At 67.3% G+C, this 26,388-nt stretch carries 30 protein-coding genes, 1 rRNA gene and 2 pseudogenes; 18 read left to right on the top strand and 15 right to left on the bottom strand.

The window, feature by feature from the left end; genetic code table 11:
- Positions 1–69 precede the first annotated feature (69 nt).
- From rrf to AC1D1W_RS02260, 5 genes and pseudogenes are all read left to right on the top strand, one after another.
- A 5S ribosomal RNA gene (gene rrf / locus AC1D1W_RS02280) occupies positions 70–186 on the top strand.
- 367 nt (positions 187–553) lie between these two features.
- The gene (locus AC1D1W_RS02275) at positions 554–1,414 is read left to right on the top strand and encodes an SDR family NAD(P)-dependent oxidoreductase (protein ID WP_476942813.1); all 861 of its coding nucleotides are present in this window, start codon (positions 554–556) and stop codon (positions 1,412–1,414) included.
- 94 nt (positions 1,415–1,508) lie between these two features.
- A complete protein-coding gene (locus tag AC1D1W_RS02270) occupies positions 1,509–1,799 on the top strand; it encodes an excalibur calcium-binding domain-containing protein (RefSeq protein WP_476942812.1) in 291 nt (96 codons plus the stop codon).
- A 137-nt stretch (positions 1,800–1,936) separates the two neighbouring features.
- A pseudogene (locus AC1D1W_RS02265) lies at positions 1,937–2,089 on the top strand (transposase); the annotation flags it as partial.
- Positions 2,090–2,341: 252 nt separating this feature from the next.
- Positions 2,342–3,351: pseudogene (locus tag AC1D1W_RS02260) on the top strand (IS30 family transposase).
- A gap of 89 nt (positions 3,352–3,440) precedes the next feature.
- Here AC1D1W_RS02260 and AC1D1W_RS02255 read toward each other — a convergent pair.
- A complete protein-coding gene (locus AC1D1W_RS02255; RefSeq protein WP_223914914.1) occupies positions 3,441–4,526 on the bottom strand; it encodes an ATP-dependent DNA ligase in 1,086 nt (361 codons plus the stop codon).
- A 118-nt stretch (positions 4,527–4,644) separates the two neighbouring features.
- Between AC1D1W_RS02255 and AC1D1W_RS02250 the strand changes: the two genes are divergently transcribed.
- The 3 genes from AC1D1W_RS02250 to AC1D1W_RS02240 all read left to right on the top strand — a co-directional run bounded on the left by AC1D1W_RS02250 (position 4,645) and on the right by AC1D1W_RS02240 (position 7,763).
- Positions 4,645–5,643 (top strand): TIGR03885 family FMN-dependent LLM class oxidoreductase, encoded by a 999-nt coding sequence (locus tag AC1D1W_RS02250; RefSeq protein ID WP_243178105.1) that lies wholly within the window; start codon positions 4,645–4,647, stop codon positions 5,641–5,643.
- The gene (locus tag AC1D1W_RS02245) at positions 5,640–7,373 is read left to right on the top strand and encodes an alpha-amylase family protein (RefSeq protein ID WP_243178106.1); all 1,734 of its coding nucleotides are present in this window, start codon (positions 5,640–5,642) and stop codon (positions 7,371–7,373) included. Before AC1D1W_RS02250 ends, AC1D1W_RS02245 begins: the two co-directional genes overlap by 4 nt.
- Before the next feature lie 153 nt (positions 7,374–7,526).
- Positions 7,527–7,763 (top strand): hypothetical protein, encoded by a 237-nt coding sequence (locus AC1D1W_RS02240; protein ID WP_018775353.1) that lies wholly within the window; start codon positions 7,527–7,529, stop codon positions 7,761–7,763.
- 4 nt (positions 7,764–7,767) lie between these two features.
- Here AC1D1W_RS02240 and AC1D1W_RS02235 read toward each other — a convergent pair whose 3' ends face one another.
- The 3 genes from AC1D1W_RS02235 to AC1D1W_RS02225 all read right to left on the bottom strand — a co-directional run bounded on the left by AC1D1W_RS02235 (position 7,768) and on the right by AC1D1W_RS02225 (position 9,513).
- Positions 7,768–8,082 (bottom strand): MoaD/ThiS family protein, encoded by a 315-nt coding sequence (locus tag AC1D1W_RS02235; protein ID WP_476942811.1) that lies wholly within the window; start codon positions 8,080–8,082, stop codon positions 7,768–7,770.
- A 15-nt stretch (positions 8,083–8,097) separates the two neighbouring features.
- A complete protein-coding gene (locus AC1D1W_RS02230) occupies positions 8,098–9,222 on the bottom strand; it encodes a WD40/YVTN/BNR-like repeat-containing protein (RefSeq protein WP_243178108.1) in 1,125 nt (374 codons plus the stop codon).
- A gap of 78 nt (positions 9,223–9,300) precedes the next feature.
- Positions 9,301–9,513: a hypothetical protein gene (locus AC1D1W_RS02225; RefSeq protein ID WP_028277621.1), complete on the bottom strand. Its 213-nt coding sequence runs from the start codon at positions 9,511–9,513 to the stop codon at positions 9,301–9,303.
- A 150-nt stretch (positions 9,514–9,663) separates the two neighbouring features.
- Between AC1D1W_RS02225 and AC1D1W_RS02220 the strand changes: the two genes are divergently transcribed.
- The 4 genes from AC1D1W_RS02220 (at position 9,664) to AC1D1W_RS02205 (ending at position 13,404) form a co-directional block, all read left to right on the top strand.
- Positions 9,664–10,161, top strand: a complete 498-nt coding sequence (locus AC1D1W_RS02220; protein ID WP_476942810.1) for a universal stress protein — start codon at positions 9,664–9,666, stop codon at positions 10,159–10,161.
- Positions 10,162–10,400: 239 nt separating this feature from the next.
- On the top strand, positions 10,401–10,736 hold the full coding sequence (locus AC1D1W_RS02215) for a metal-sensitive transcriptional regulator (RefSeq protein WP_243178399.1): 336 nt from the start codon (positions 10,401–10,403) through the stop codon (positions 10,734–10,736).
- Between the two features lie 67 nt (positions 10,737–10,803).
- Positions 10,804–11,034 (top strand): heavy-metal-associated domain-containing protein, encoded by a 231-nt coding sequence (locus AC1D1W_RS02210; protein ID WP_243178110.1) that lies wholly within the window; start codon positions 10,804–10,806, stop codon positions 11,032–11,034.
- A gap of 72 nt (positions 11,035–11,106) precedes the next feature.
- A complete protein-coding gene (locus AC1D1W_RS02205; RefSeq protein ID WP_476942809.1) occupies positions 11,107–13,404 on the top strand; it encodes a heavy metal translocating P-type ATPase in 2,298 nt (765 codons plus the stop codon).
- A 27-nt stretch (positions 13,405–13,431) separates the two neighbouring features.
- Here the strand turns inward: AC1D1W_RS02205 and AC1D1W_RS02200 are convergent, their stop codons facing one another.
- Positions 13,432–13,704 (bottom strand): DUF2277 domain-containing protein, encoded by a 273-nt coding sequence (locus AC1D1W_RS02200; RefSeq protein WP_459385925.1) that lies wholly within the window; start codon positions 13,702–13,704, stop codon positions 13,432–13,434.
- Between the two features lie 221 nt (positions 13,705–13,925).
- Positions 13,926–14,879, bottom strand: a complete 954-nt coding sequence (locus tag AC1D1W_RS02195; RefSeq protein ID WP_043436408.1) for an EamA family transporter — start codon at positions 14,877–14,879, stop codon at positions 13,926–13,928.
- 240 nt (positions 14,880–15,119) lie between these two features.
- On the opposite strand from AC1D1W_RS02195, the gene AC1D1W_RS02190 reads away from it, so the two are divergent.
- A complete protein-coding gene (locus AC1D1W_RS02190) occupies positions 15,120–15,662 on the top strand; it encodes a CGNR zinc finger domain-containing protein (protein WP_028277628.1) in 543 nt (180 codons plus the stop codon).
- A gap of 97 nt (positions 15,663–15,759) precedes the next feature.
- Here AC1D1W_RS02190 and AC1D1W_RS02185 read toward each other — a convergent pair whose 3' ends face one another.
- The 3 genes from AC1D1W_RS02185 to AC1D1W_RS02175 form a co-directional block, all read right to left on the bottom strand.
- Positions 15,760–16,122 (bottom strand): hypothetical protein, encoded by a 363-nt coding sequence (locus AC1D1W_RS02185; protein ID WP_043436409.1) that lies wholly within the window; start codon positions 16,120–16,122, stop codon positions 15,760–15,762.
- 83 nt (positions 16,123–16,205) lie between these two features.
- On the bottom strand, positions 16,206–16,799 hold the full coding sequence (locus AC1D1W_RS02180; RefSeq protein ID WP_476942808.1) for a hypothetical protein: 594 nt from the start codon (positions 16,797–16,799) through the stop codon (positions 16,206–16,208).
- Positions 16,800–16,858: 59 nt separating this feature from the next.
- On the bottom strand, positions 16,859–18,214 hold the full coding sequence (locus tag AC1D1W_RS02175; protein ID WP_476942807.1) for an MATE family efflux transporter: 1,356 nt from the start codon (positions 18,212–18,214) through the stop codon (positions 16,859–16,861).
- Between the two features lie 149 nt (positions 18,215–18,363).
- Here AC1D1W_RS02175 and AC1D1W_RS02170 point away from each other — a divergent pair, with 149 nt between their 5' ends.
- Together AC1D1W_RS02170 and AC1D1W_RS02165 are read left to right on the top strand one after the other, a co-directional pair.
- Positions 18,364–18,798 carry a DoxX family protein gene (locus AC1D1W_RS02170; protein WP_476942806.1) on the top strand — a complete coding sequence of 145 codons (435 nt, stop codon included), beginning with the start codon at positions 18,364–18,366 and terminating at the stop codon, positions 18,796–18,798.
- Between the two features lie 169 nt (positions 18,799–18,967).
- Positions 18,968–19,942, top strand: coding sequence for an acyl-CoA thioesterase (locus AC1D1W_RS02165; protein ID WP_243178115.1), 975 nt, complete (start codon positions 18,968–18,970; stop codon positions 19,940–19,942).
- Between the two features lie 12 nt (positions 19,943–19,954).
- Here AC1D1W_RS02165 and dnaB read toward each other — a convergent pair whose 3' ends face one another.
- A complete protein-coding gene (gene dnaB / locus AC1D1W_RS02160; RefSeq protein WP_018775337.1) occupies positions 19,955–21,340 on the bottom strand; it encodes a replicative DNA helicase in 1,386 nt (461 codons plus the stop codon).
- Between the two features lie 696 nt (positions 21,341–22,036).
- Between dnaB and AC1D1W_RS02155 the strand changes: the two genes are divergently transcribed.
- Both AC1D1W_RS02155 and AC1D1W_RS02150 read left to right on the top strand, forming a co-directional pair.
- The gene (locus AC1D1W_RS02155) at positions 22,037–22,483 is read left to right on the top strand and encodes a hypothetical protein (protein ID WP_028277634.1); all 447 of its coding nucleotides are present in this window, start codon (positions 22,037–22,039) and stop codon (positions 22,481–22,483) included.
- Between the two features lie 3 nt (positions 22,484–22,486).
- On the top strand, positions 22,487–23,059 hold the full coding sequence (locus AC1D1W_RS02150) for a hypothetical protein (RefSeq protein ID WP_243178116.1): 573 nt from the start codon (positions 22,487–22,489) through the stop codon (positions 23,057–23,059).
- Positions 23,060–23,116: 57 nt separating this feature from the next.
- On the opposite strand, the gene AC1D1W_RS02145 is transcribed toward AC1D1W_RS02150, so the two are convergent.
- Both AC1D1W_RS02145 and AC1D1W_RS02140 read right to left on the bottom strand, forming a co-directional pair.
- Positions 23,117–23,551 carry a TFIIB-type zinc ribbon-containing protein gene (locus tag AC1D1W_RS02145; protein ID WP_243178117.1) on the bottom strand — a complete coding sequence of 145 codons (435 nt, stop codon included), beginning with the start codon at positions 23,549–23,551 and terminating at the stop codon, positions 23,117–23,119.
- A gap of 74 nt (positions 23,552–23,625) precedes the next feature.
- A complete protein-coding gene (locus AC1D1W_RS02140; RefSeq protein WP_243178118.1) occupies positions 23,626–24,252 on the bottom strand; it encodes an FMN reductase in 627 nt (208 codons plus the stop codon).
- A gap of 140 nt (positions 24,253–24,392) precedes the next feature.
- On the opposite strand from AC1D1W_RS02140, the gene AC1D1W_RS02135 reads away from it, so the two are divergent.
- Entirely contained in the window at positions 24,393–24,815 is a 423-nt protein-coding gene (locus tag AC1D1W_RS02135) for a DUF1801 domain-containing protein (RefSeq protein ID WP_243178119.1), read from the top strand.
- A gap of 154 nt (positions 24,816–24,969) precedes the next feature.
- On the opposite strand, the gene rplI is transcribed toward AC1D1W_RS02135, so the two are convergent.
- The 3 genes from rplI to AC1D1W_RS02120 form a co-directional block, all read right to left on the bottom strand.
- Positions 24,970–25,422, bottom strand: a complete 453-nt coding sequence (gene rplI, locus AC1D1W_RS02130) for a 50S ribosomal protein L9 (protein ID WP_476942805.1) — start codon at positions 25,420–25,422, stop codon at positions 24,970–24,972.
- 17 nt (positions 25,423–25,439) lie between these two features.
- Complete coding sequence (gene rpsR, locus AC1D1W_RS02125) at positions 25,440–25,679, bottom strand: 30S ribosomal protein S18 (RefSeq protein ID WP_003800144.1); 240 nt, start codon at positions 25,677–25,679, stop codon at positions 25,440–25,442.
- Between the two features lie 125 nt (positions 25,680–25,804).
- Positions 25,805–26,380 carry a single-stranded DNA-binding protein gene (locus AC1D1W_RS02120; protein WP_018775330.1) on the bottom strand — a complete coding sequence of 192 codons (576 nt, stop codon included), beginning with the start codon at positions 26,378–26,380 and terminating at the stop codon, positions 25,805–25,807.
- Positions 26,381–26,388: the final 8 nt, after the last annotated feature.

The raw sequence follows: 26,388 nt of genomic DNA, 5'->3' as shown, positions 1-26,388 counted from the left end.
CAACACCACAGATGTTGTAACCACAGTTTTCCCCACCCCCGCCCAGCGGGTGCGTGGCGGAGCAAGGGTTACGGCGGTCATAGCGTGGGGGAAACGCCCGGTCCCATCCCGAACCCGGAAGCTAAGACCCACAGCGCCGATGGTACTGCACCCGGGAGGGTGTGGGAGAGTAGGTCACCGCCGGAACACCATTAACGGTCGAGGACCCCCACCACCAGGTGGGGGTCCTCCCGCATTTAAACCCCCTCCACAAAATCCGGCCCGGCGCCGGACCCCGCAACACCTGCGGGAGCATCCCGCCACACCCCGCCAAACGTGAGGGAGCATCCCGCCACACCCCGCAACACCTGCGGGAGCATCCCGCCGGACCCCGCAACACCTGCGGGAGCGTCGCAGGATATGCCGCGAAACCTGAGGGAGCGTCGCGGGACTCCCAGCAAACCCGGAGCCGGCACGCAGGCCTTCCGGAACGAACTCCTAGTTAGGCTCGTTAGAATTCGACGGGGCTGGATTCCCAAAGACCAGCCCACCGCTTCGTTCTAAGGACACCTCAATGCCCGAGCGCACTATCGTCATCACCGGAGCCAGCGACGGCATCGGCGCGTCCGCTGCGCGGACCTTCGCCCGGCAGGGGGAACGTGTGGTCGTCGTCGGGCGTTCCGCGCAAAAGAGCGAGGCGATTGCGAACGAAATCGGCGCCGATTTCTTTGTCAGCGACTTCGCCGACCTTGCCCAGGTGCGGACCCTGGCCACGCAGCTGAAGGAAAAGTACCCGCGGATCGACGTTCTGGCTAACAACGCCGGCGGCATCATGGGGCCCCGTGAGCTCACCGTGGACGGCCACGAGAAAACCTTCCAGGTCAACCACCTGGCTCCGTTCCTGCTCACCACCGAGCTGATCGAGGTGCTGACCGCCAGCCAGGCCACCGTCATCAACACCTCAAGCGTCGCGAATTCGCTCTTCGCCAAGTTCGACATCGACGACCTCGACGCGGCCAAGAGCTACTCCACCAACCGCGCCTACGGCAACGCCAAACTCGCCAACATCCTCTTCACCGCCGAACTCCACAACCGCTACAACACCGAGGGGATCTCGACGGCGGCGTTCCACCCCGGCGGCGTGGCCACCAACTTCGCTGCCGACTCCACAAGCCCCATGCGCCTGGCCTACAAGTCCTTCCTCAAGCGCTTCATGCTGACCCCTGACCAGGGCGCGGACACCCTTGTGTGGCTCGCCAACGCCACCCCGGGCCACGACTGGATCTCCGGCGCCTACTACGCCAAACGGACGCTCTCGAAGGCCAACAAGCAGGCCTACGATGCGGGCCTGGCGAAGGCGCTGTGGCAGCGCAGCGAGGCGATGGTGGCCCAGGACCTCGACAAGCTGGACCAGGGCTCGGATCACGGCGCTTGAGCCTGACCGGAAACAGCGAATTCGTGGGTTAGCATTTTCCTGCCCCTCGCCGATCCGCGGCTGAGGGCTTCTACCTGGGGGAGTGCTCTTAAACGTGCGCCTGAAAAAATTGCTTATCGCGTCCTTGGCGGGTACCGCCGTCGTCCTGAGCGCCACGGCCGTGCCGGCAACCGCCGCGCCGGCGCCGAAGTCGTACAAGAACTGCACGGAGCTGAACAAGGTCTACCCGCACGGCGTCGGCAAGAAGGGCGCCCGCGACAAGACCAGCGGAAAGCCTGTCACCACGTTCCGCGTCGACAACACCCTGTACAACCTCAACGACGGCGGTTTCCGCCAGTACGACCTCGACCGTGACAACGACGGCATCGCCTGCGAAAAGCGCTAGGGCCGGGAGCCCGCCGGGACTCTGACCCCTGGGGCAGGCCCGGACCATCCAACGAAGTGCCACGAACGGCCGCTAAGCCATGATGGCGGGTTCTAACGGTCGTTGCAACACCCAACACTTTGGGAGTTGCAACGACCGTGTCGTTTTTAACGGAGGAAACAGCCCGGCGGCGGAAGTACACGCCGGAGCAGAAGGACCAGTTCTTGTCGGTGGTGGACCGGCTGGGGAGTGTGAGCGCGGCCGCGGCGGAGCTCGGATTCAATCAGATGACGTGCTATCAATGGGCGCGCAAAGCGGGACTGACTCAAGGGAAGCCGCGAAATCGGCAGGCGGGCCAGAGAAAGTACACGCGTGAGGAGAAGGACGAGTTCTTCGTCGTGTTCGACCGGCTAAAGAGCACGCGGCAGGCTGCCAGGGAACTCGGTTTGAATCCCGACACGTGCGCCGGTTGGGTGCGTAAAGCCGGGTTGAAAAGCTATGGGAAACCGGGGGCGGGCCCTCACCCCGGGCGGGATGAGTACTTCCGGCTGCGCAAGACCGGGTTGAACCGGCGGAAGGCTGCCGCGGTGGTCGGCATACATCTCCGGAGCGCCGAAGAGTGGGACCGCGGGATCCGTAAGTCCGGCGACCGACGCATTTACCCGGATGGCCGGGTGGTCGACTACAAACGTGGTGTGACCACTATGACCCCTCCCGCGGGCACGACGGGACCGGCCCTGGTCCCGTCGATCCCGGTGGCCGCGCTGGAGAAGACCATCGATCCGCGGTTCCTGAGCGTGCAGGAGCGGGAGACGATCCGGGATCTGAAAGCTGCCGGTACTGCAACCAGGGCGATCGCCTACGCCCTGGGACGATCGCCCTCAACGATCAGCCGCGAGCTGGACCGCAACACCGATCCCCGGCTGGGTTACCTGCCGCACGGGGCGCAACGGATGGCCGCCGCCCGGCGCGCACGGCCCAAGAGCGCCAAGCTCGCTGGGGAGTCGGACCTGCGCGACTACGTGAAGGACAAACTGCTCATACGCTGGTCTCCGGAGCAGATCAGCCACACCCTGGTCGAAGAGTTCCCCGACAACCCGGAGATGCGCGTGAGTCCAGAGACGATTTATCAAGCCCTCTACGTCCAGGCAAGAGGGGGACTCAAGCGCGAGATACAGACCGCGCTGCGCACTGGCCGGACCCGCCGCAAACCCCACCGCACCGGCGAGCAACGCACCTCCAGGTTCGTGGATCCGATGGTCATGATTTCCGAGCGCCCCCCCGAAATCGAGGACCGCGCCGTGCCGGGCCATTGGGAAGGGGACCTCATCACCGGCGCCTACAACCAGTCAGCGATCTCTACTTCTGCGATCCGGGAAGCCCCTGGCAACGCGGCTCCAACGAAAACACCAACGGGCTGCTGCGCCAGTACTTCCCCAAAGGCACCGATCTGTCCGTCTACGGACCCGAAGACCTTGAGCACGTCGCGCAGGAACTCAACGGACGCCCACGCAAGACGCTCGGCTGGAATACTCCAGCCGAGCGTCTACGTGATTTACTACTGACCACCTAACCAGCAGGTGTTGCAACGACCCCTAGAAACCGCCTTCGGGGGGCGGGCCGCCGTCGTTAATGCGTTGAGCGGGTGAGCGGGCTACCCGGTTAGCGGGCGGCGCCCAGTACCGCGGCGAGATCGAACTTCACCGGTTCCTCCAGCTGGTCATAGGTGCAGGAGCGCGGATCACGGTCCGGACGCCAGCGCAGGAACTGGGCTGTGTGCCGGAACCTTTCGCCCTCCATATGGTCATACTTCACTTCCACCACGCGCTCGGGCCGCAGCGGGGTGAAGGACAGGTCCTTGCCGCCGCTCCACCGGCTTCCCTCGGCCTTCCGCGGAGTGCGCGCCCCCTCCTCCTGCCGGGCCCAGGCCCAGGGGTGGTCGTCAAAACCGGTGACCAGCTCCTGCAGCTCGGCAAACAGCTCCGCGCGCCGGGCCATCGGGAAGGCTCCCACCACGCCGACGTTCGCCAGCACCCCGGCGTCGTCGTAGAGCCCCAGGAGCAGTGAGCCGATCCGGTCCGGACCGGAGGTGTGCACGCGATATCCGGCCAGCACGCAGTCCGCCGTCCGTTCGTGCTTGACCTTGACCATCGCGCGCTTGTCCGGCTGGTAGCTGCCCTCCAGCGTCTTGGCCACAATCCCGTCCAGTCCGGCGCCCTCGAACTGCCGGAACCAGCGCTGCGCCGTGTCCCGGTCGGAGGTCGCGGCTGTGAGGTGGACCGGCGCCGCGCTGGCTGCCAGTGCGCGCTCCAGCTGCCGGCGGCGCTCGGAGAAGGGTTTGCCCGTGAGATCCTCGTCGCCGAGGGCCAGCAGGTCGAACGCCACGAAGCGCGCCGGGGTCTGTTCCGCGAGCAGCTTCACCCGGCTGGCGGCCGGATGGATGCGCTGCTGGAGCGCGTCGAAGTCCAGCCGGTCCCCGGAGGCCGCCACCAGGATGATCTCGCCGTCCACCACGCAGCGTTCCGGCAGCTCCGACTTCAGCGCCTCGACAAGCTCGGGGAAATAGCGCGTCATCGGCTTGCCGTTCCGGCTGCCGATCTCCACCTCGTCGCCGTCACGGAAGATGATGGAGCGGAAACCGTCCCATTTCGGCTCAAAGAGCCAGCCCGTTCCGGCGTCCGGCGACGGCAGCGCGGGGAGTGCTTTGGCCAGCATGGGCGCAATGGGAGGCATCAACGGCAGGTGCATAGCGCCCATTCTTGCGCCGCGGACCCGGCACCGCCACCCCCACGCCGTGGCTTCTCGCTAGGGGCTCCTCAACTGGGGGCTCCTCGACACGGCCCGGCCCCGGCGGTAAACATGGGTGATGGCTACCATCGGGTTCCACGCCTCGCATGAACAGATCAGCCCCCGCCGCCTCCTGCAGGACGTTCAACTGGCCGAGCAGGCAGGCTTCGATGCCGCCATGTGTTCGGACCATATTGAGCCGTGGTCCGCCCGGCAGGGCCACTCCGGGTTCGCCTGGTCCTGGCTCGGGGCCGCGCTGGCTACCACCGGTCTGCGCTTCGGGGTGGTGACGGCGCCCGGGCAGCGGTACCACCCCGCGATCATCGCGCACGCCTCCGCCACCCTGGCGGACATGTTTCCCGGCCGCTTCTGGATGGCCCCGGGCAGCGGCGAGTATATGAACGAGCACATCACCGGCCAGGCCTGGCCGCCGAAGGAAACGCGTCAGCGCCGGCTGGAGGAATGCGTAGACATCATCCGCCGGCTCCACGCCGGCGACGTGGTCACGCACCACGGCCTCGTCACGGTGGAGCAAGCCCGGATCTGGGATGTTCCGGAGACCAAACCGCCGATCATTGCCCCGGCGGTGAGCGTGGAAACAGCGCGCCGTGCAGCGGACTGGGCCGACGGACTCGTCACCGTCAACCAGCCGGCGGGAAAGCTGAAGGACATGGTGGCGGCGTACCGGAACGCCGGTGGCCGCGGGCCGGCAGCCCTCCAGGTCCACCTGTCCTGGGCGCCGACAGAGGCAGAGGCCGTCGCGATCGCCGAGGACCAGTGGCGCACCAACGTCTTTGCTCCGCCGATTCCCTGGGACCTGCCCACGGCGGCCCATTTCGACGGTGTCAGCGCCGGTGTCCAGGAGGACCAGGTGCGGGCGGCCGTCAACGTCTCCGCCGATGCCGGGCGGCACGCCCAATGGCTGGCCTCCTATCTGGACCTCGGGTTCGATGAGCTGTACCTGCACTTTGTCGGCCAGGAGCAGACGCCGTTTATCGAGGCCTTCGCCGAGCACGTCCTCCCCCAGCTCCGCCCGGCGGCGGGACCGGCTCCGTTCGGAACGGACGGTGCGCTGTGAGAATCGCCGAGACCTCGGACCTCTGGTGGAAGAACGCGGTGATTTACTGCCTGGATCCGGAGACGTTCTTCGACGGCGACGGCGACGGCACCGGAGATTTCGGCGGACTGATCCAGCGGGTGGACTATCTTGCCGCGCTCGGCATCACGTGCATCTGGCTCATGCCCTTCTACCCTTCCCCGGACCGCGACGACGGCTACGACGTCACCGACATGTACGGCGTGGATCCCCGGCTCGGAAGCCTGGGGGACCTGGTGGAATTCATCCGCACCGCCCACGACCGCGGCATCCGGGTGATCGCGGACTTTGTCATCAACCACACCTCCGACCGGCACCCGTGGTTCGTCCAGGCGCGCAAGTCCGTGGACAACCCCTACCGCGACTACTACGTCTGGCGGAAGGACACGCCGCCGGACACCTCGGACCAGGTGGTGTTTCCCGGCGAGGAAACGTCCATCTGGACCCAGGACAAGGCCACCGGTGAGTGGTATCTGCACATGTTCGCCAAACACCAGCCGGACCTGAACGTGATGAATGCCAAGGTGCGGGACGAGATTGCGAAGTCGATGGGATTCTGGCTTCAGCTAGGCCTGGACGGGTTCCGGCTGGACGCGGTGCCCTTCTTCCTGGAGCTGATCGGCGAGCCCAAGGATGAAGCCGCGAAAATCGACCCGCACCAGTACCTGAGCGCCCTGCGCAGCTTCCTCAACCGCCGCCATGGCAGTGCGGTGTTGCTGGGCGAGGTCAACCTTCCATACAAAGAGCAGCTGAAGTACTTCGACGGCCCGGCCGGCAACGAGCTGAACATGCAGTTTGATTTCCTCTCCATGCAGAACATGTACCTGTCACTGGCCCGACAGGACGCCCGGCCGCTGGCCCGGACGCTCGGCAGCCGTCCGAAGATCAATCCCGACAACCAATGGGCCATGTTCGTCCGGAACCACGATGAACTCACCCTGGACAAGCTCAGCGATGCCGAACGCGAGGAGGTCTTCGCGGCCTTCGGCCCGGATCCCGATATGCAGATGTACGGCCGCGGACTGCGGCGGCGGCTGCCCACCATGCTCGGCGGCGACCCGGCCAGGATCCGCATGGTGTACTCCCTGATGTTCTCGCTGCCGGGCACCCCGGTGCTCTTCTACGGCGAAGAAATCGGGATGGGCGAAGACCTGCGCGCGAAGGGCCGCTCGGCCGTCCGCTCTCCCATGCAGTGGGACCACACCGAAAATGGCGGCTTCTCGACCGCCCCGCCGGGGGACCTCGTCGCCCAGCCCGTGGACGGACCGTTCGGGCCGGCGCGCATCAACGCCGCGGCCGCAAAACGGGATCCCGATTCGCTGTGGAACTTCATCGCGACGCTGATCCAGCGGTACCGGGAATGTCCCGAGCTCGGCTGGGGCAGGTTTGCCCTCATCAAGCAGGCCTCACCGGCGGTGTTGCTGCACCGCTGCACGTGGGACGGCTCCACGGTGGTGGTCGCCCACAATTTTGGCGCCGAGCCGGCGTCTGTGACGGCCTCGGTGGTCCCGCCGGAGGGCGAGGAAGGCGGCCCGGGGGGTCCGGACGGGAAGGACGCGGCGGGGCGGTCCTACGCCGGGGCCGTGCTCCGGGATCTGCTCGGCGGCGAGGACATCCCGCTCTCCGACGACGGCGCCTTCGAAGTCCCGCTGGACCGCTACGGGTACCGGTGGCTCCGGGTCGAGCGCCCGGGCGAACGCCAGCTCCCCTGAGGGCGCACCGCAGCCCTGATGGGGGCCGGTATCCGTTGCGCCCCCGAAATCTAACCGGCCCCTTACCGTGCCGAAACGCGGACGCAACATTGGCGCAGGAGACTGGAAGTGCCGGCAAGAGCAGGCACCGACTCCAGTCCAGGAGGCCCCGCCATGTTGAAGGAAGCGAAAGCCCATGTAACCCGCGTCCGCGCGCTCGACCAGCTGCACCGCGGCGATGAGATCGAGGCCCGCCTGCGGGTGGGCCCGAACTACGATGACGTCGTGATCCGCCGCGGCAGCGTTCAGGAAACGGCCCCCGGAATCGGCGTCGTCTGGATCATGGACCGCCACACAGGCATGCGCAAGGCCATCAACGCCGACGAATGCAGCGTCTGGCGGGTCGCCTGAGGCGTCAGCCTCCGGCCACCGACTGGATGATGAGGACTTCCTGGCCCGGCGCCACGGCAGTCACCAGACCCTGCAGCCGCCGGATTTCATTCCCGTTGACGTATATATTCACGTAACGGCGAACAGTTCCGGTCTCGTCCCGCAACCGCCGCGACAGCGCCGGATAGCCCCCGGTCACCGTATCCAGCACCCACTCCACCGTCACCGCTGCCTCGGCGGGCGCAGTCAGGATGGACTGCCCGCCGGCGAGCGGTTGGAGGACGCTGGGCAGGACCACGCTGATCACCGAGTCTGCCGGCATGGCGTCGCCGCTGTTCATGCGCTTTTTACCCCTTCACGCCTGCGCCGGGAGCAGGGCAGTGGAGACCACGGCTGCCCGCACGCACAGCACGTCCGGCAGGTGCGAGGCGACCTCGGTAAAGTGTTCTCCCTCGTCAGCGCTGGCGTAGACACTGCCGCCGCGCGTCCCGAAGTAGACGCCCGCAGGCTCCGCGCCGTCGACGCTGGCAGCATCACGGAGCACTGCGTTGTACTCGGCTTCCGGCAGCCCGGCATCGAGCCGTTTCCAGCTGGCGCCGGCGTCATCGGTCCGGTGCACGGCCAGCTTCCCTTCCGGAGGGATACGTTCGCCGTCAGCCTTCAGCGGGACCACCCAGGCGGTACCGGCCCGGCGCGGATGCGTCAGCATCACAAAACCGAAGTCCGCCGGCAGCCCTTCGGCGATCGACTCCCACGATTCGGCGTCGTCGTCGCTGCGGTACACGCCGTGATGGTTTTGCGCGTACAGGCGGCCGTCGACGGCGGCGTCGGCCGCGATCTTGTGGACGCACTGGCCGAATTCCGGGTTGGGATCCGGCATGAAGTACGCGGAAATTCCCTTGTTGCGCGGCTCCCAGGAGGCGCCGCCGTCGAGCGAGCGGTAGACCCCTCCGGTGCTCATGGCGACGTGGACTTTCTCGCCCGTGGGGTCGACGACGATTGAGTGCGCCGCAGCGCCGCCATAGCCTGCGCCCCATTCGCTGCGGTGCGGATGGTCCCAGAGGCCGCGGTTGAGCTCGAAGTGCTCGCCGCCGTCGGTGGATTTCCAGACCGAGATCGGTTCGCAGCCCGCCCACACGACGCCCGGGCGGGAGCCGGCGTCGGGATAGATCTGCCAGATCCGTTCCAGGGCGGCGTCGGTGCCGTCGGGGAACGTGATGGCGCCGTTTTCGGGTTCGGTCCAGGATCCGCCGAGATCATCTGAGTGGAAAACCGTGGGACCCCAGTGCTCGGAGCGGACCCCCACCAGGATCCGGGTCCTGTCATCGCGGGTATCGATGGCGATGCTGGGCACCTCACTCATCAGAAAATGCGGGCCGGACAGCGACCAGTCCTTCCGGTCCTGGCTGGTCGCCAGCCAAAGGCCTTTCTTGGTCCCGATCGCCAGGACGTAACTCTCTGCAGTAGCCATGGGGTCCATGCAACCATCCCCGCCGGAAGGCCGCAACGGTTTTCTCCCGGCGCCCGCCGGCCTGCGCTGCCGCGCCGGTGGCATCTTTCAGTCGACGAACTCCGACTGCGTCTCGATAAAGTCCCAGTCCGCGGCAGTCAATACGGCCGCGCCGGCGGCGGACGGTTCAGCCGGACCGGGCCCGCCGGCATCCGCGATTCCCCGCTGCACGGCCTCGGGCAGTTCGATGGTCCGCAGGTTTTCCCGAAGCCATTCTTTGCTCGCCAAATCCAGATCCAACCACCACATGTAGATCTCCACGGCGGCCACCTCCTCCTGTGTTCTTCAACCGTAGGCCCCACCCCCGGGCTGTTCAAGGGAGGCTGCGGCAAACGGCGCCCGCACCGCCCCGGGCCGGCAGACGGGAAGTAAGCCCCTGTTCAGGGCCGCACCCCGGCGCCAGAATGAAGTATGCCTGACGACTCCGCCCACGGCCCGGCGCCCCTCGTGGTGGGTGTGGTTCCGGGACAGTATCCGGAAGTGCTGCAGACGGCGGCATCCCTCGCGAAGTCCCTCGCCGCGCCCTTGATCTGCGCCTATGTGGACGAGGCCAGCTACCTCGTGGAGTGGGATCCGGCGCGGTCCGCGCACCGCCTGTCCCTGCATCCGGACGCGGACGACGCCCGGATCCGGGCCACCGCCCAGGAGCTGCGTTCCGTTGTTGAGGCACTCTGCGTTCCCCTGGGCATCGACTGGACGCTGCGCACCCTGGCCGGGGATCCCGCCCGGGCGATCGGCAGGCTGGCCGCGGACACCAACGCATCCATGATCGTGGTGGGGACCCCCGAACGCGGCATCGGCCACCGCATCTCCGCCGCGCTGAACGGCTCCGTGGCGGCATGGCTCAGCCACCATCAGGAACGTCCGATCCTGATCGTTCCGGCCCTCGCTCCGGCCGGAAGAAAGTAAAGCGAAAGTACTTATTCAGAGCGCTGGTGTTACCCCACTACCGGCGAGTAAGCTCGATCTGTAGGCCGGAGGAACGGCCTACCCCAAAGCTGCTCCGGAGTGCGTATCCCCCAATAACGCACTCCGGAGCTCTTTGTTTTGCGCAAACATTCCACATGCTGCGCCGGCCGCGCCGCGGGCTTGAAACATACCCCTGGGGGGTATATGTTGAGGGCATGAGCGAGTCAGAAGTCCCCGGCATGGCGCGTCTGGACACTGTTCCCCTTGACGCCCCGCCCCCTGAACACGGCTACACGTCCAACAAGGACGCCTACCTTCGCCGTCTCAAGCGGATCGAAGGGCAGGTCCGCGGCATCGCCCGGATGGTTGACGAGGACAAATACTGCATCGATATCCTCACCCAGGTCGCCGCCGTCACCAAGGCCCTGCATGCTGTGAGCCTCGGGCTTGTCGAAGAGCACATCGGCCACTGCGTTGTCGGCGCCGCCGCCGAGCCGGATCCGGAGCTTCGGGCGGAGGCCATCGATGTCAAAGTCAAGGAGGCCACCGATGCCATCGGACGCCTGCTCCGCTAGTACCCGTACCACCCACCACACCACCGGGCCGGGGAACCACACCCGGCCCAGCGACAAGGAGCATCCCATGGCCCCCGTTTCCACCACCGTCAACGTTTCCGGCATGACCTGCGGCCACTGCGTGTCCTCTGTCAGCGAAGAACTTGAGGCGCTCTCCGGCGTCGAAAAGATCGACGTCGACCTCAACGCCGGCGGCATCTCCACCGTCACGATCACCTCCAGCGAAGCACTGTCCTCCTCCGAAATCGGCGAGGCAATCGCCGAAGCCGGCTACCTCGTGGTCGCCAGCGAAGCCTGAGTGACAACAGCGCCGGGCGGGCGCAGACACCGGAACGGCAGAAAACCAATCGAGCGGGAAAAGAAGGGCGCCGTGAGCAGCGAGCAGTTGTTGGACCAGGCCGGGAGCCGTGTCATCGACCTCGATATCGAGGGCATGACGTGCGCTTCCTGCGTCAACCGGGTCGAGCGCAGGCTCGGAAAGCTCGACGGCGTCGAGGCCAGCGTCAACCTGCCCCTCGAGTCCGCCCGAGTCAGCGTCCCGGCGGACATCACCGACGACCAGATCACCGCCATTGTCGCGGCTGCGGGCTACAAGGCCACGGTCCGGTCCGCCAGGTACCCGGGCACGCCGGTGGAGGACGCAGGACTCCTGGCCGGCACCGAATTTCCGGCCGGCACAGCCGCACCCTCGCTTCGCCCGCGGCTGGTTGTGGCGGCCGTACTCACCGTCCCGGTCTTCGCAATCTCGATGATCCCGGCATTCCAGTTCCCGAACTGGGGCTGGGTGGCCGCGATCCTGGCCCTGCCGGTGGTTGCCTGGGCGGCGTGGCCGTTCCACCGCGCCGCGGCCATCAACGCGCGGCATCTGGCCTCGACCATGGACACCCTGGTATCCATCGGCGTGATTGCCGCCTACTCGTTCTCGGTTGGGCAACTCCTTGCCGACCCGGGCATGACCGAACATCCCGCAGCGGAGGGCATGGGCTCCGGCGGCCTGTACTTCGAGGTCGCATCCGTGGTCACCACGTTCCTGCTGCTCGGCCGCTACCTCGAGGCCAACGCCAAACGGAAGGCGGGCGACGCCCTCAAGGCCCTCCTGGACCTGGGGGCAAAAGACGCTACTGTCCTGCGCGGCGGCACCGAGCACAAGATCCCGGCCGACCAACTGGCCCTCGGAGACGTGATCATGGTCCGCCCCGGCGAGAAAATCGCCGCCGACGGCGTCGTCATCGACGGTACCTCTGCGGTGGACGCCTCCCTCGTGACGGGCGAATCCGTGCCCGTGGAAGTCGGCCCGGACAGCCAGGTCACCGGGGCCACCATCAATACCTCAGGCCGGCTCCTGGTCCGCGCCACCCGCGTCGGGTCCGAGACCACCCTGGCCCAGATGGGCAGGCTCGTCTCCGCGGCGCAGACCGGAAAGGCACCCATCGCCCGGCTCGCCGACCGCATCAGCGCCGTCTTCGTACCGGTCGTCCTGGTCATCGCCGCCCTCACCTTCGGGGCCTGGCTGATTGCGGCCGCACCGGCCGTCAGCTCCGACGAGGTCCGGGCCGCCTTCACCGCCGCCGTCGCCGTGCTGGTCATTGCCTGCCCCTGCGCCCTCGGGCTGGCCACCCCCGTCGGACTGCTGACCGGGACCGGGCGGGGCGCCCAGCTGGGGATCCTGATCAAGGGTCCGCAAGTCCTCGAGGACACCCGGACGGTGGACACGATCCTGCTGGACAAGACCGGGACCGTCACCACCGGCCGCCTTGCCGTGGACGGCGTCCAAAGTTTCGGGCCGCACAGCGAAGCCGAGGTGCTGCGCCTGGCGGGGGCAGTGGAAAACGCCTCCGAGCACCCGATCGCCCGGGCCATCGCCGCTGCGGCATTGGCGGCGGGGCGTGTGAACAACGACGGCGCCGGCCTCCCCGCCGTCGCCGGCTTCCGCTCCGCACCCGGCGGCGGCGTCGATGGCACGGTCGACGGCCGGCGCGTGGTCGCGGGGCGCACCGGCTGGCTGTTGGAGTCCGGCATCGCTCCGGCCCCGGCTCAGCGCGAGGCGCTGGGTGCTGCCGAGGACTCCGGCGCTACGGCCGTCTGGGTTGCCGTGGACGGTGAAATCGCCGGAATCATCAGCCTGCGGGACACCGTTAAGCCCGGCTCCGCGGCCGCAGTTGCCCGGCTCCGGGAGCTTGGGCTCCGGCCGATCCTGCTGACCGGCGACAACGCCGCTGTGGCTGCCCAGGTGGCGGCCGCCGTCGGGATCAGCCCGGACGACGTCTTTGCTGGTGTGCTCCCGGCGGGCAAGGTTGAGGCCGTGCAGAAGCTGCAAGCAGCCGGCGCCACTGTGGCCATGGCAGGGGACGGCGTCAACGACGCCGCGGCGCTGGCGCAAGCAGACCTGGGCATCGCCATGGGCTCCGGCACCGACGTCGCCATCGAGGCAGCCGATCTGACGGTGATGGGCAACGACCTCGGACAGGTGGCGCAGGCGATCGAGCTTTCCCGCCGGACGCTCGGCACCATCAAGACGAACCTCTTCTGGGCCTTCTTCTACAACGCCGTGGGCATCCCGGTGGCAGCCCTGGGCCTGCTCAACCCGATGATCGCCGGCGCCGCCATGGCCGCCAGCTCCGTGCTGGTGGTGGCCAACTCGCTGCGGCTGCGCAGCTTCGGGAAGTAATCCGGCCTTAGCCCGGGCGCCCCCGCCTCAGGCCGCGCCGTAGCGGATGGCGGCCCTGGCTTTGGCTTTGGCCGCTTCCTCCCCGCGGTCCTTTGCCGGGGCGTGGGTCACCAGGGCGTCGAGGAGGTGCTGCGTCGCATGGGCAATCTCATGCACGGCCCGGTTGAAGGCCTCCTCGTTGGCCTTGGACGGCTTGGTGCTGCCGCTGATCTTGCGCACGTATTGCAACGCGGCGGCCTCCACCTCCGCGGTGGTGGCGTGGGGTTCAAAATTGTGGAGGGTCCGGATATTTCGGCACATATCTCCATGCTAAGGGCGGTCTGCCCTTCAGGTCATGGCTGATGCTCGAAAGAACGGACGATTTCATTCCACCGCTGCAGCTCGACAACGGGCGCCACGTTGTCTTCCTGGACGCCACACCGGTCTACCCCGAAGAAGCCTGGCACTTGAAGGATCATCATGACCTGGCGGGGCTTTTTGATCTCTGGGATGAGGACCCACGAGACTTTACGGACAACCGCCTACGGCACGGGCTCGCAGTCGTTCGCGTGGTCCAGCGCTGCCGCGCCGGTGCCGGACGGGGCCCGGAGCTCGTCCAGCCGGACCAGCACCACCCCGCCGACGATCAGCAGCCCGCCGAGGAGCTGGATGGGTCCGGGCAGTTCGCCGAGCAGCAGCCACGCCCAGATGACGGCGAACAGCACCTCGGTGAGCGAGACAAAGGACGCGACTTTCGACCCGAGTGCCCGCGCGGCGACAATTCCGGACACGTACGCCACCACCGTCGCCAGGACCACGAGGCCGCCCAGCGCCACCCACCACGGGGTGACCCAGGGCCCCAGGCGGGTGTCGGCCGTGCTGAAGGCCATCGGCAGCAGCCCGGTTGCCGCGGCAAGCCACATGACGACGGCGCCCACCATGAGCCCGCCGGAGGCCAGCAGGATGGGCGGCAGGGTGTCGTTTTCCTTGGCCGTGATGAAGAAATAGATGGCCAGGCACACCGCGGCCGCGATCCCCCACAGCACCCCGATGAGGTCGACCTTGACGGCTCCGGTGAGGTCAAGGACCAGGATCAGCCCGCCGAGGGACAGGAGAGTGCCGGCAATGGTCAGTGGCCGCGGCCGTTTCCGGCTGGCGGCCCACAGCCAGAGGACGATCAGCACCGGCGCCAGGTACTCCAGCAGCAGGGCGACGCCGACCGAGAGCCGGGATACGGCGTTGAAATAGAACAGCTGGCAGGCGGCGACGCCGATGAATCCGAACAGCAGCACTGTCAGCCAGTTGTCCCGGAGCTGGTGCCAACGCCCGCGCAATGAAGGAATGGCGAAGACGGCCAGAATCAGGGCCGCACCGGTAAGCCGGGCCGTGACGGCCGCCCCGGGAGTCCAGCCCGTTTCCAGGAGCGCCTTGGCGAATGATCCGGAGAGCCCGAACACCGCGGACGAAAACAGGGCGACGCCCAGGCCCGATGCCATGAACCCGGATGGTGCGGCGGCCCGTGTGGTGCTCTGCCTGGCGGCCTGCTTGCCTCCCCGTTTGCCGTCGAGTTTGCTTCCCTGCGGGGTGCCGCCCGGTTCGGAGGCAGACCGCTGGGCGGCAAGGTCTCGAACCGGCGTGGCGACGGGGCGCTGGGGGGCAGACACGGGCATTCTCCTGTCAGGAGTAAAGTAGGGTTATGCTCATGACATTACGCCCCGGCAAGGTAAGGAGTCAAGATGGTTTTTGCCCCTGACACGGAAGTTGCCCTGCGTTCTGTGGTCAACCTCATCAACACCGCGGCCAACGGCGAGGAACATTTGGCCACGGTCAGGGATCTGGATACCTTCCTGGAGGCCGAGGGCTTCACCGGTTCCCGCACCCGGGACGGGGCGGAGCTGGCCAGCGTGCGGCGGCTCCGCGGCGAGCTCGCCGAGCTCTGGCAGGCCGAGGAGTCGGCAGCCGCGGAGACCGTGAACCGGCTGCTCCGGGAGGCCCGGGCGCTGCCCCAGCTGGTCAAGCACGAACCCTGGGACTGGCACCTGCACGCCACCACCCCGGAGGCGCCGCTGGCGGACCGGATGAGCACGGAGGCGGCCATGGCGATCGTGGACGTGATCCGCAGCAAGGAAATGGACCGCCTGCTGGTGTGCGCCGCGGACGACTGCGACGCCGTCGTGCTGGACCTGAGCCGCAACCGTTCGAAGCGCTACTGCGACACGGGAAACTGCGCCAACCGCGCGCACGTGGCCGCGTACCGGGCCCGTAAAGCCGCGTCCTGACGCCGAAGGTGCCGGCGGAGGGCCCCGCGGTGTCGGTCTCCGCTGTCCGGCCGGCCTGTCGGGCCTCACCGTGAGGCCACGCTGCTAGGCCTCGTTGCTAGGCCTGCGGGCCGCCGTCCCGGGAATCGCCGGGGCCGGCCTCGGGCCGGGGCTGCGCTGACGGGCCGCCATGGCCGGAGGGCGTGCGCTTGGAACTGAGGTTGACGCCGGAACCCTTCCCCAGGTCAGCGGGATTCTCCTTGTGGCTCATGGCCAGCATGGCGGCCACCACCAGGATCACAATAAAGGCGATGCCGGCGCCGATGAGCGCCAGATCGAACCGGGGCGAGCGGGCGCTGCCGCCCGAGGCGAAGATCAGGACGCCGAAGAAAACCACCACGGCCCAGAACGCGGAGAACATGAGCGGTCCCTTGACCGAGGTCCGCAGGCTGCGGGGCGCTCCAGGTTTCTGCTGTGCCAACGTGTTTTCCTCCTGCAGCCCGCGCAAATAGCGTGGCTGTCTTGTTACCGCAATTGTTCTACGCCGGGTAGAACCTGTCGGTACTAGTTTACGGCCTCCGCGGAATCGCCCGGAGCATCATGGCGCAGGGTCAGTCCGGACAGCATCCACAGGACTCCGCTGATGATGGCCCCGCCGCCGGCAACGCCGAGGAGGGCGTGCGGGCCGAGGCCGATGAAGAACGGCAGCGCGATCGCAGTGCCCAGTCCGATCACGCCGGAGGCGATCCAGTCACGGGCCAGCACGGACCGGCCGCGGCCACGAATGCCCGCGAACAGCTCCGCGGCGCCGGCCACGCCCAGGCCCAGGGCCGCGATGGTTCCGAAGACGAGCGGGGCGGGGATCAGGGCCACGGCCGCGCCGGCTCCGGCCAAGGCTGCCCCGCCGGCGGAGAGGACCCTGCCAGCGCCTTCCCGCGGGGGGAATCCGGTCTTGGGCACGGTCCAGATCATCACCACACCGGTGGCCAGCAGGTAGAGGCCGCCGGCCCAGCCCATGCCCGATTCTGCCGGCGCCGCCCAGAACACGGTGACCGCGCCAAACACGAGCGCGACGGCCGCCCTGACAAGCACGGGCTTGAAGAGGTCGGCCGCGGCGCGGATGGCAGGGGTCGCGTCAGGCGCTGCGGGAAGAGTCACCCGTCCAGTTTAGTGCGAAGCCGCCGCTTCGCACGCCTGCCGGCGGTGCCTGCCCGCACTCACCGCGCGCCGAGCACCATCCACCGGTCCGTCCGGGCCCGGAGGCCCAGCGTCAGCGCCCGCGCCGCCATGTAGCCGATCGAGAACGCGGCCCACAGCCAGAGCAATCCCGCGCCGGCACCGGCGCCGGAATACAGCACGGCCAACAGCAGCGGCAGGTAGGCAGCGAGGTTGACGACGCCGGCGATCGCCAGGTAACGGGCGTCGCCCGCGCCGATGAGGACGCCGTCCAGGACGAAGACGTACCCGGCCAGCGGCTGCCCGGCGGCGAGCACCCACAGGGCGAGGGTCAGTGCCGCCCGGACTTCGGCGTCGGGCGTGAAGAGGGCGCCCGCCCACGGTGCCGCGGCTGCCAGAAGGATTCCGGTCAGGACACCGAATCCGACCCCCCACCGGGTCATGGTGCGCGTCAGCGCGCGTGCCGCCACCGGCCGGGCAGCGCCGAGTTCCTTGCCGATCAAGGCCTGGGCCGCGATCGCGAGGGCATCGAGGGCGAAAGCGAAGAACGTGAAGATGGTCATGGCCAGCTGATGCGCGGCGAGATTGACCGGCCCCTGGGCGGTGACCACCACCACCGTGGCGAGAATCGCGATCCGCAGGCTGAGCGTGCGCAGCATCAGCCAGGAACCCACCCCGGTCAGGGCCCTGATGCCACGCCAGTCCGGCCGCAGGGACACCCCGTTGTTGCGGGCATTGCGCCGGACGATCAGCACATAGACGGCCGCCATGGCCAACTGCGCGATGCTCGTGCCCACGGCCGAGCCGGTCACGGACCAGCCCAACCCGTAGACGAGGACCAGGTTCAGCGCGATGTTCAGCGTGAAACCCGCGGCGGCGACGATCAGCGGGGTCCGGGTGTCCTGGAGCCCGCGCAGCACCCCGGTGCCCGCGAAGATGAGCAGCATCGCCACGAGGCCGGGCATGGACCCGCGCAGGTAGTCCACGGCAAAGGCATGCACCTCGCCGTCGGCGCCCATCAGGTCCAGGAGCGGCCCCGCGGCCAGGAACCCGGCGACCGCAAGGACGAGCCCGAGCAGCAGCGCCAACCAGATGCCGTCACGCCCGGCGGCGAGGGCTTTGGCCAGCTGGCCGTTGCCGATGGCCCGCGCCACTGCCGGGGTGGTGGAGTACGCGAGGAACACCATCAGTCCGACTGCCGTGTGCAGGACCGCCGATGCCAGCCCGACGCCGGCCAGTTCGGCTACGCCGAGATGGCCCACAATGGCCGAATCCGCGAGCAGGAACAGCGGCTCGGCGATCAGGGCGCCGAAGGCCGGCACTGCCAGGCGCAGGATTTCCCGGCGCTGCCCGGTAGTCGGCGGCGGGGCGGTGGACAGCGGCGGGGAAGGTTGCACGCGTTAACCCTAGCCGGGCCACTGAATCGACCCCGCGCGTCATTTAGTTGACATTTCAACTAAATATCCGGGAGACTGGGACTTGAACGCAACCGAAGCCGCGGCGGCTGAGAGCCGCGACGCCCCCTACTTACGAAACGGTATTTCCCATGAACCAGCCCGCCCTGACCACCTCCGCCCGAACTATCCTGCGCGTCATCGCCGGCTTCCTTTTCGCCGCCCACGGCTGGCAGAAGTTCAACGAATTCACGATCGCGGGCACCCAGGCCGCCTTCACCCAGATGGGTGTTCCGGCAGCCCAGGCGGTGGCTCCCGTCGTCGCGACCCTCGAGCTCGTCGGCGGTGCCGCGCTGATCCTGGGCGTGCTCACCCGCGTGTTTGCGGTCCTTCTCGCACTGGACATGCTCGGCGCCCTGTTCATGGTCCACGCCTCCGCCGGCGTCTTCGTCGCAACCGGCGGCTATGAACTCGTCCTGATCCTGGCGGCCGCCGCCGCAGCCGTGGCCCTCGTCGGTGCGGGCAAGTTCTCCGCCGACCGCGCCCTCTTCGGCCGCGCCGACTCGAAGCTCCGCGTCCTGGCCTAAGGCATCCACGGCCTAGCTCACGGCCTGGAGCGCGCGACGACGGGCGGTCACCTTTTGGTGGCCGCCCGCCGTCGTGTGTCTCCAGGGTCATGGCCTGGTTATGGCGTGCCGGACAGCCATTGTGTCGCCGGCCGGCGGCGCCTGCCGGGCCAATCAGTAAACTCACATTATGAGCGAGAATGCGCCCAATTCCGTGACCCTGCGCTTCCTGGCGGCGCCCACCGATGTCGGCCACAGCGGCTCGGTCGACGCCGGCACCGTGCTCGAGTGGGTGGACAAGGCGGCCTATGCCGCCGCCGTCGGCTGGGCAAAGTCCTACTGCGTGACGGCCTACGTGGGGAACATCCACTTCGCGGACCCGGTCAACAGCGGCGACATGGTGGAGGTCGAGGCCACGATCGTGTACACCGGGCGGTCCTCGATGCATATCCGCACCGTGGTGTCCTCGGGCGATCCGAAGGGCGGGCCCGCCACCATGCGCAGCCAGTGCATCGTGATCTTCGTCGCCGTGGGCGCGGACGGCAAGCCCATACCGGTGCCGCAGTTCGTCCCTGAGACGCCGGATGAAATCGAACAGCGGGACCACGCGCTGGCCCGGATCAAGGTCCGCGAGGACATCGTGGAGGCCATGAGCGGACAGGAATATACCGACGCCGGCACGGCCGAGCGCGTGGTGCTGCGGTTCATGGCCGCGCCCACGGACGTGAACTGGGGCGGCAAGGTGCACGGCGGCATCGTCATGAAGTGGATCGACGAGGCTGCGTACGTCTGCGCCTCCCGCTACTGCGGCAAGGACACCGTGGCCGTATTCTCCGGCGGTGTGCGGTTCTACCGGCCGCTGCTGATCGGCCACGTCGTAGAGGTGGAGGCCCGGCTGGTCTACACCGGCACCAAGGGCATGCACATCGCCGTCCACGTCCGGTCCGGAGACCCCAAGGGGCGAGAGCTGAACCTGACCACATACTGCCTGACGGTCATGGTCGCCCGCGACGAGACCGGCACCTCGGTCCCGATCCCGCAGTGGGTGCCGGTGTCAGCGGAAGATATCCGGCTCCACGCCCACGCCCGCGAACTGCTGGAAATCCGCGGCCGGGCCCCGGGGAACCGGCTGCCCAACCACCTGCTCGCGGCCGGCGACCGCTAGGGCCGGGCGGGGCTAGAAGCCGCCGCCACCGCCGGCGTCGGCGGCCATGTTGGCAAACCGCGAGTAGTGGCCCTGGAAGGCCACCACAATGTCTTTTGTGGGGCCGTTACGGTGCTTGGCGATCAGGATGTCCGCCTCGCCGGCGCGCGGGGACTCCTTGTCATAGACGTCTTCGCGGTGCAGCAGGATCACCATGTCGGCATCCTGCTCGATGGAGCCGGATTCGCGCAGGTCCGAGACCATGGGGCGTTTGTCCTGGCGCTGCTCGGAGCCACGGTTCAGCTGCGACAGCGCAATCACCGGCACCTGGAGTTCTTTGGCCAGGAGCTTCAGGGCACGGGAGAACTCGGAGACTTCCTGCTGGCGGGATTCCACTTTCTTGCCCGAGCTCATGAGCTGCAGGTAGTCCAGGATCACCAGTTTGAGGTCATGCTGCTGCTTCAGGCGCCGGCACTTGGCCCGGATCTCCATCAGCGACATGTTGGGGCTGTCATCGATGAACAGCGGCGCATCGTTCATCCGGCCCATGGTGGTGGCAATCTTGGACCACTGCTCGTCCTTGATGGTGCCCTTGCGGAGGTCCTGGAGGCCGATCGTGGCCTCGGCGGACAGCAGGCGCATGGCGATCTCGTTGCGGCCCATTTCGAGGGAAAACATGACGGTCGCGAGGTTGTTCTTGATGGCGGCCGAGCGGGCGAAGTCCAGAGCGAACGTGGACTTGCCGACGGCCGGGCGGGCGGCGATGACGATCATCTGGCCGGGATGCAGGCCGTGGGTGAGTTCATCGAGCTCGTAGAAGCCGGTGGGGACACCCACCATGCCCTCGCCGCGGTGGCCGGAGGCCTCGATCTCGTCCACGGTGGATTCCATGACGTCCTTGAGGACCACATAGTCCTCGGCGGTCCGGCGTTCGGCGACGGCGTAGACCTCGGCCTGGGCCTGGTTGACCAGGTCTTCTACCTCGCCGTCCTGTCCGTAGCCGAGCTGGACGATCTTGGTGCCGGCGTTGACCAGGCGGCGCAGCACCGCGCGTTCGCCCACGATTTCAGCGTAGTAACCGGCGTTGGCCGCCGTGGGGACGGTCTGGATGAGTTCGTGCAGGTAGGCGGGTCCGCCGATCCTGTTGATTTCGCCGCGCTTGGTCAGCTCGTCCGAGACGGTGACGGCGTCCGCGGGCTCGCCGCGGCCATAGAGGTCGATGATGGCCTCGTAGATGGTTTCGTGCGCCGGACGGTAGAAGTCCTGGCCACGCAGGATCTCGACGACGTCGGCGATGGCGTCCTTGGACAGCATCATGCCGCCCAGGACTGACTGCTCCGCGGGGATGTCCTGCGGAGGCTTGCGGCTGCCCTCGGCTCCCCGCGTACCCTCGACTGAGTCCAGATGCGTAACTGACAAAACTGCCGTCCTTCATTGTGTGCCGCGGCGGATGTCCGTTCGCCGCGGCGCGTAAGCACTGCGCCTTATGCCCAATGCCCTCGTACCAGTGCCTTAAGGCCAAGCGCCGAACTGCTGTGATGCGGGCTGCAAAACCCGGCACATGCCGGCCGCTCTATTCTTACCAGTCAGCTCCGACAGTTCGCGCCGGCCCAGCGACCGCCGTTATCCACAGTGCTGGTGCGGCCGCAGGGCACCGGATCCCGGAGTCGGTGTCCTGGCGGGCACCATCCGGCGACCGCAGGTTTTCCGCTTCCCTCGCCCGATATCCTGCTACGTTATCCGCCGCCGGGGCAGGCACCAACCCGGCCGCCCCGCTGCCCTGTGGATAACCTGTGCACTAGTGCCTGATGCTTGTGCACACTCTGTGGGTAGAGCTGTGGATAGAAAAAATGTTAAGCCTGTAATCAGCGCTTGACCTGCGGAAATGTTGCATTTATCTTGTGGACACAAAACAATTTCCGCCAAGCTTCATCCACAGCCTGCACCTTGGGGCTGGGGATACGATGCGGCAGAGGAGGCCACATTTGCAGCCCGATACGCGCATTTTGTGACCGGATTCATTCCCGCCGAGCCGAATTGACGCCAGCAGCGGCGCACTGTACGCAAGGTGCGGAACATGCTGTGGATAACCGCAATCTGGCATAAGCTCTAATCATGGGCGATGTACTGATAGTCATGTTGCCTGCCCTTATCCTCGCGACGGTGCTCTGGGCGGCGGTCACGGCGTTGAAGCCGCGGAACCACGGCATCTCAGAGGCCGAGCGCTACCAGCAGGAACTGGCGCTCAAGTCCCAGGCCCACTACGCGGCGCAGGTCCGGGCTGCCGAGGCCTCCCGCGCCCGGATTGAAGCGACCACGCGCCCCAGCCAGAACTCCCAGCAGCAGTCGCAGCAGGCCGACCACGCCCGCTCCGCCCTGTTGGGCCGGGACAGCTCCGGCCACCAGGATGCGTTGTCCGCCATTGGACACCTGAACCCACAGCTCCTCTTGCAGCTCCAGTCACTGGCCCACGACGGCCACAAGACGAAGGCCGTCCGGCTGCTGCGGCAATCGACCCGCTCGGACCTGAAGACCGCAAAGAATTACGTAGATCGGCTCTAGCACATGGACTCCCTGCTCATTCCCGTACTGATCCTGGTGCTCGTGGCCGCCGCCGTACTGCTGGCGGTACGGGCGTGGAGCCGCCGCGGCGAACGCACCAGGCCGGTACCAGCGCCGCAGCCGGACCCCAACTCCGCGGAGCTGGCCCGGACGGCGGCCGCCAGGCTCACCGAGGAGCAGCACCGGCAGCTCTACGCGCTGATCGCGCAGGGGCAGGCCATGGCCGCCATCAAGGTCTACCTCGAGGCCACAGGCGAGGGCCTCCGGGCGTCCCGCGACGCCGTCGCGGCGCTGGCAGCCCACCCCCAGCCCTTCCGCGCCCCTGAGCCGGCGCCGGCGGCCATTCCGGACGACGACGACGTGCCGCAGCGGTTCTCGTACCGTTACCGCGCGATCGCCAGCAAGGGCGATGTCACCCGCGAGGTGAGCAGCAACATGCTCAATGATGAGATCTACGGGAGGATCCGCACCCTGGCCAAGAGCGGCGACACCGAGGCCGCAGCGACCGCCCTGACCCGCCACTCGGATATTTCCATGAAACAGGCCCGGGAATTCATCGCACTGCTCGGCGACTGAACCCCGCTGGCCCACGCCCGCTCCGGGGCCACCCGCACGGCCGGCGACCCGGCAGGGCTAGAAGTCGAACAAGTCCCCCAGCCAGCCTTCCTTCTTCTTCGGACGGCGGCGGTCATCGTACCGCGGCTGCTCATACCTCGACTGGTCGGGACGCGGACGGTCGCGGCGGTCATCGTACCGGCGCTCGTCATAGCGGCGGTCATCCGGACGCCGGTCGTCCCGGCGCGGGTCGAGGTTGTACAGCGGCGGCGGAATATGGCCAGCCGCCGCAGGTGAAAACTCAGCAGGTGGAAACGCAGGTGGGACCGCTGCCGGCGGGACTGGTGCGGCGGGGACGCCGGCTTTCGGGCCCAACGACTCCGCCGCACGGTCGATGATCTTGTCCAGCTCTCCCCGGTCCAGCCACACCCCGCGGCATTGGGGGCAATAGTCGATCTCCACGCCGCTGCGTTCACTCATGATCAGGTCAATAGAATCCACGGGACACTTCATGTCCCGGACAACGAGCGGGCGGCCGAAAAGGTTCGGACGGCGCTGCGGGCCCGGAAGCCCGGCGCCGGGCAGACCTACCGCTGGGCAGCGATCCCGGCCAGCAGCTGCTCAAACGGCAGGGACTCCAGCGCGGCCGGCTTCTGCTGCGGCCCTGAGTCCTGCAGCAGGGCGACAAACTCCCCCGCTGCCCTGTCCACACGCACCGACAGCGGCGAGCCGCCGTCGTCGTTGTTTCCCCAGTCCTGCGGCCCGGCGAAAACCGCGGTGGCGGCGATCCGGGTGCGCAGGTAGGTGAACAGCGGCCGCATCGCGAAGTCCAGCACCATCTGGTGCCGGTCCGTGCCGGCGGTGGCCCCGATCAGCACGGCCTTGCCTTCGAGCGCCTTGGGATCGAGCACGTCGATGAAGGACTTGAAAAGCCCGCTGTAGGACGCGCTGAACACGGGGCTGACGGCGATCAGGCCATCAGAGGCCTCGACGCCGGCGATTACTTCGGCGAGCCGCGGAGCCGCATACCCGGTGACAAAGTTGTTGGCGATGTCCACGGCGAGGTCCCGCAACTCCAAGACCTCGATGTCCACGGCGTAGCCGGCCGCGGCAAGCTGCCGCTCGACCGAGGCCGCCAGCTGGTCCGCGAGCAGGCGGCTTGAGGAGGGGACGCCGAGTCCGGCGGAGATAACGGTGATACGGCGGGTTTCCACGGAGTGCTCCTAAGTTGAATCCTGGTCAGCAACGCGACTACATGCGTTTGCATCTACCTCTAGAAGCTCCGGGCAAGGGGATTTATTCCCGGCCACCCTCCCCGCCTGACAGGAATCCCGCGCTCTGCAAGACTGCCCTCATGGCTGAAAACATAACGCAGGCAACCGGCGCGTCGGTTCAGGAGTTCCTGGCCGCCGTCGAGCATCCGGTCCGGCGCGCCGACGGATTCCGCCTGCTGGCGCTGATGTCCGAAATAACGGGCGAACCGGCGCAAATGTGGGGTCCGACGATTGTGGGCTTCGGCCGCTACCACTACAAATACGCGAGCGGCAGGGAGGGCGATGCCGCGGAGGTCGGCTTCTCGCCCAGGAACTCCAGCCTGTCGCTCTACGGCCTGACCTATGGGCCGGAGGCCGCCGAACTCCTCGGCCGGCTGGGCAGGCACAAGCTCGGCACCGGCTGCCTGTACGTCAACAAGCTCGACGACGTCGACGAGGCCGTGCTCACCGAACTGGTCCGGCTCGGCTACTGGCATGTCACCACGGCGCTGCGCCACGACTAAGGGGATCCGCCCCGCCAAAGCAACGCGGGGTCACCTGCGGCCCATGACGCCGTCCAACATGGACCGGGTTAAAGCGGAAGGCCCCCGCCTTCGGTCCTCAGAGAGGTCCGGAGGCGGGGGCCTTCCAGCAGTTCAGGACTGCAGCCGGTGAGGGCTACTTGCCTGCGACTACGTCGAGTTCGATCACAGCGGAAACGTCGTCGTGCAGACGGACGTTTGCCTGGTAGGAACCGGTCGACTTGATGTGTGCCGGCAGTTCAACCTTGCGCTTGTCGATGCGGCCCAGGCCTGCGGCCTCAACAGCGTCGGCCACGTCGCCCTGCTTGACGGTGCCGAACAGGCGTCCGGTTGCGCCAGCCTTGACGACCAGCTTGACCGGCTTGGCGGAGAGTGCAGCAGCCTGCTTCTGAGCATCTTCCAGGGAAGCGTGCTCGCGGGCAACGCGGGCAGCCTTGATGGACTCAACCTGCTTCTCGCCACCCTTGGACCAGGTCAGGGCGAAGTTGCGGGGCAGCAGGTAGTTACGTGCGTAACCGTCCTTGACCTCGACAACGTCGCCAGCAGCACCGAGACYGGTTACTTCGTGGGTCAGAATGAGCTTTGCCATTTTAGTTAATCCCTTCCTTAGCCGCGGCCAGCGCCGGAGTAAGGCAGCAGAGCAACTTCGCGGGCGTTCTTGATTGCCTGGGCGATCTTGCGCTGTTCCTGCACCGTGACGCCAGTGACGCGACGGGCGCGGATCTTTCCGCGGTCGGAGATGAACTTGCGCAGCAATGCTACGTCCTTGTAGTCGATGACAGTGATGTCAGCGGCCTTCAAGGGGTTGGACTTTGGTTTGGGCTTACGGAGTTCAGCCTTAGCCATCGTGGAGCTCCTATTCGATGGAGCCCGTGGATATTGATCCACGGGATGGTGGTGATCCGGCGCAGTTTGCACCAGGCCGCCTTGCGGCGGCCAGTCGGTTTTCGTTGCCGGACCTTAGATGTTGTTTAGAAGGGAGGTTCGGAATCCGGGCCGTTGCCCCAGCCGCCGCCCGCATTGCTGACCCCGGGCGTGGCCCACGGGTCTTCCTGCGCGGCGGGCTGGTTGCCGCCCCAGGTCCCACCGGTGTTGCCGCCCTGGTTTGCACCCTGGCCGCCACCGAATCCACCGCCGCTGTTGCCGCCGCCGAAGCCACCCTGACCACCCTGACCGCCGGAGCGCTGGGTGCGGTTGACCTTGGCGTTGGCGTAGCGCAGGCTCGGGCCGATTTCGTCGACCTCAAGCTCGATAACGGTGCGCTTCTCGCCTTCTTTTGTTTCGTAGGAACGGCTCTTCAAGCGGCCGGAGACGATAACGCGCATGCCCTTTGTCAGGGACTCGGCGACGTTTTCGGCTGCTTCGCGCCAGACCGACGCGCGGAGGAACAGGGTTTCCCCGTCCTTCCACTCATTGGACTGCCGGTCGAAGGTGCGGGGAGTAGAAGCGATGGTGAAATTCGCTACGGCCGAACCGGACGGTGTGAACCTGAGTTCGGGGTCATTGGTGAGGTTACCGATAACCGTGATAGTGGTTTCGCCTGCCATCTACTGCC

The sequence above is a fragment of the Arthrobacter sp. P1_B4 genome, assembly GCF_056406555.1.
This window is presented reverse-complemented; position numbering and strand designations above follow the sequence as displayed.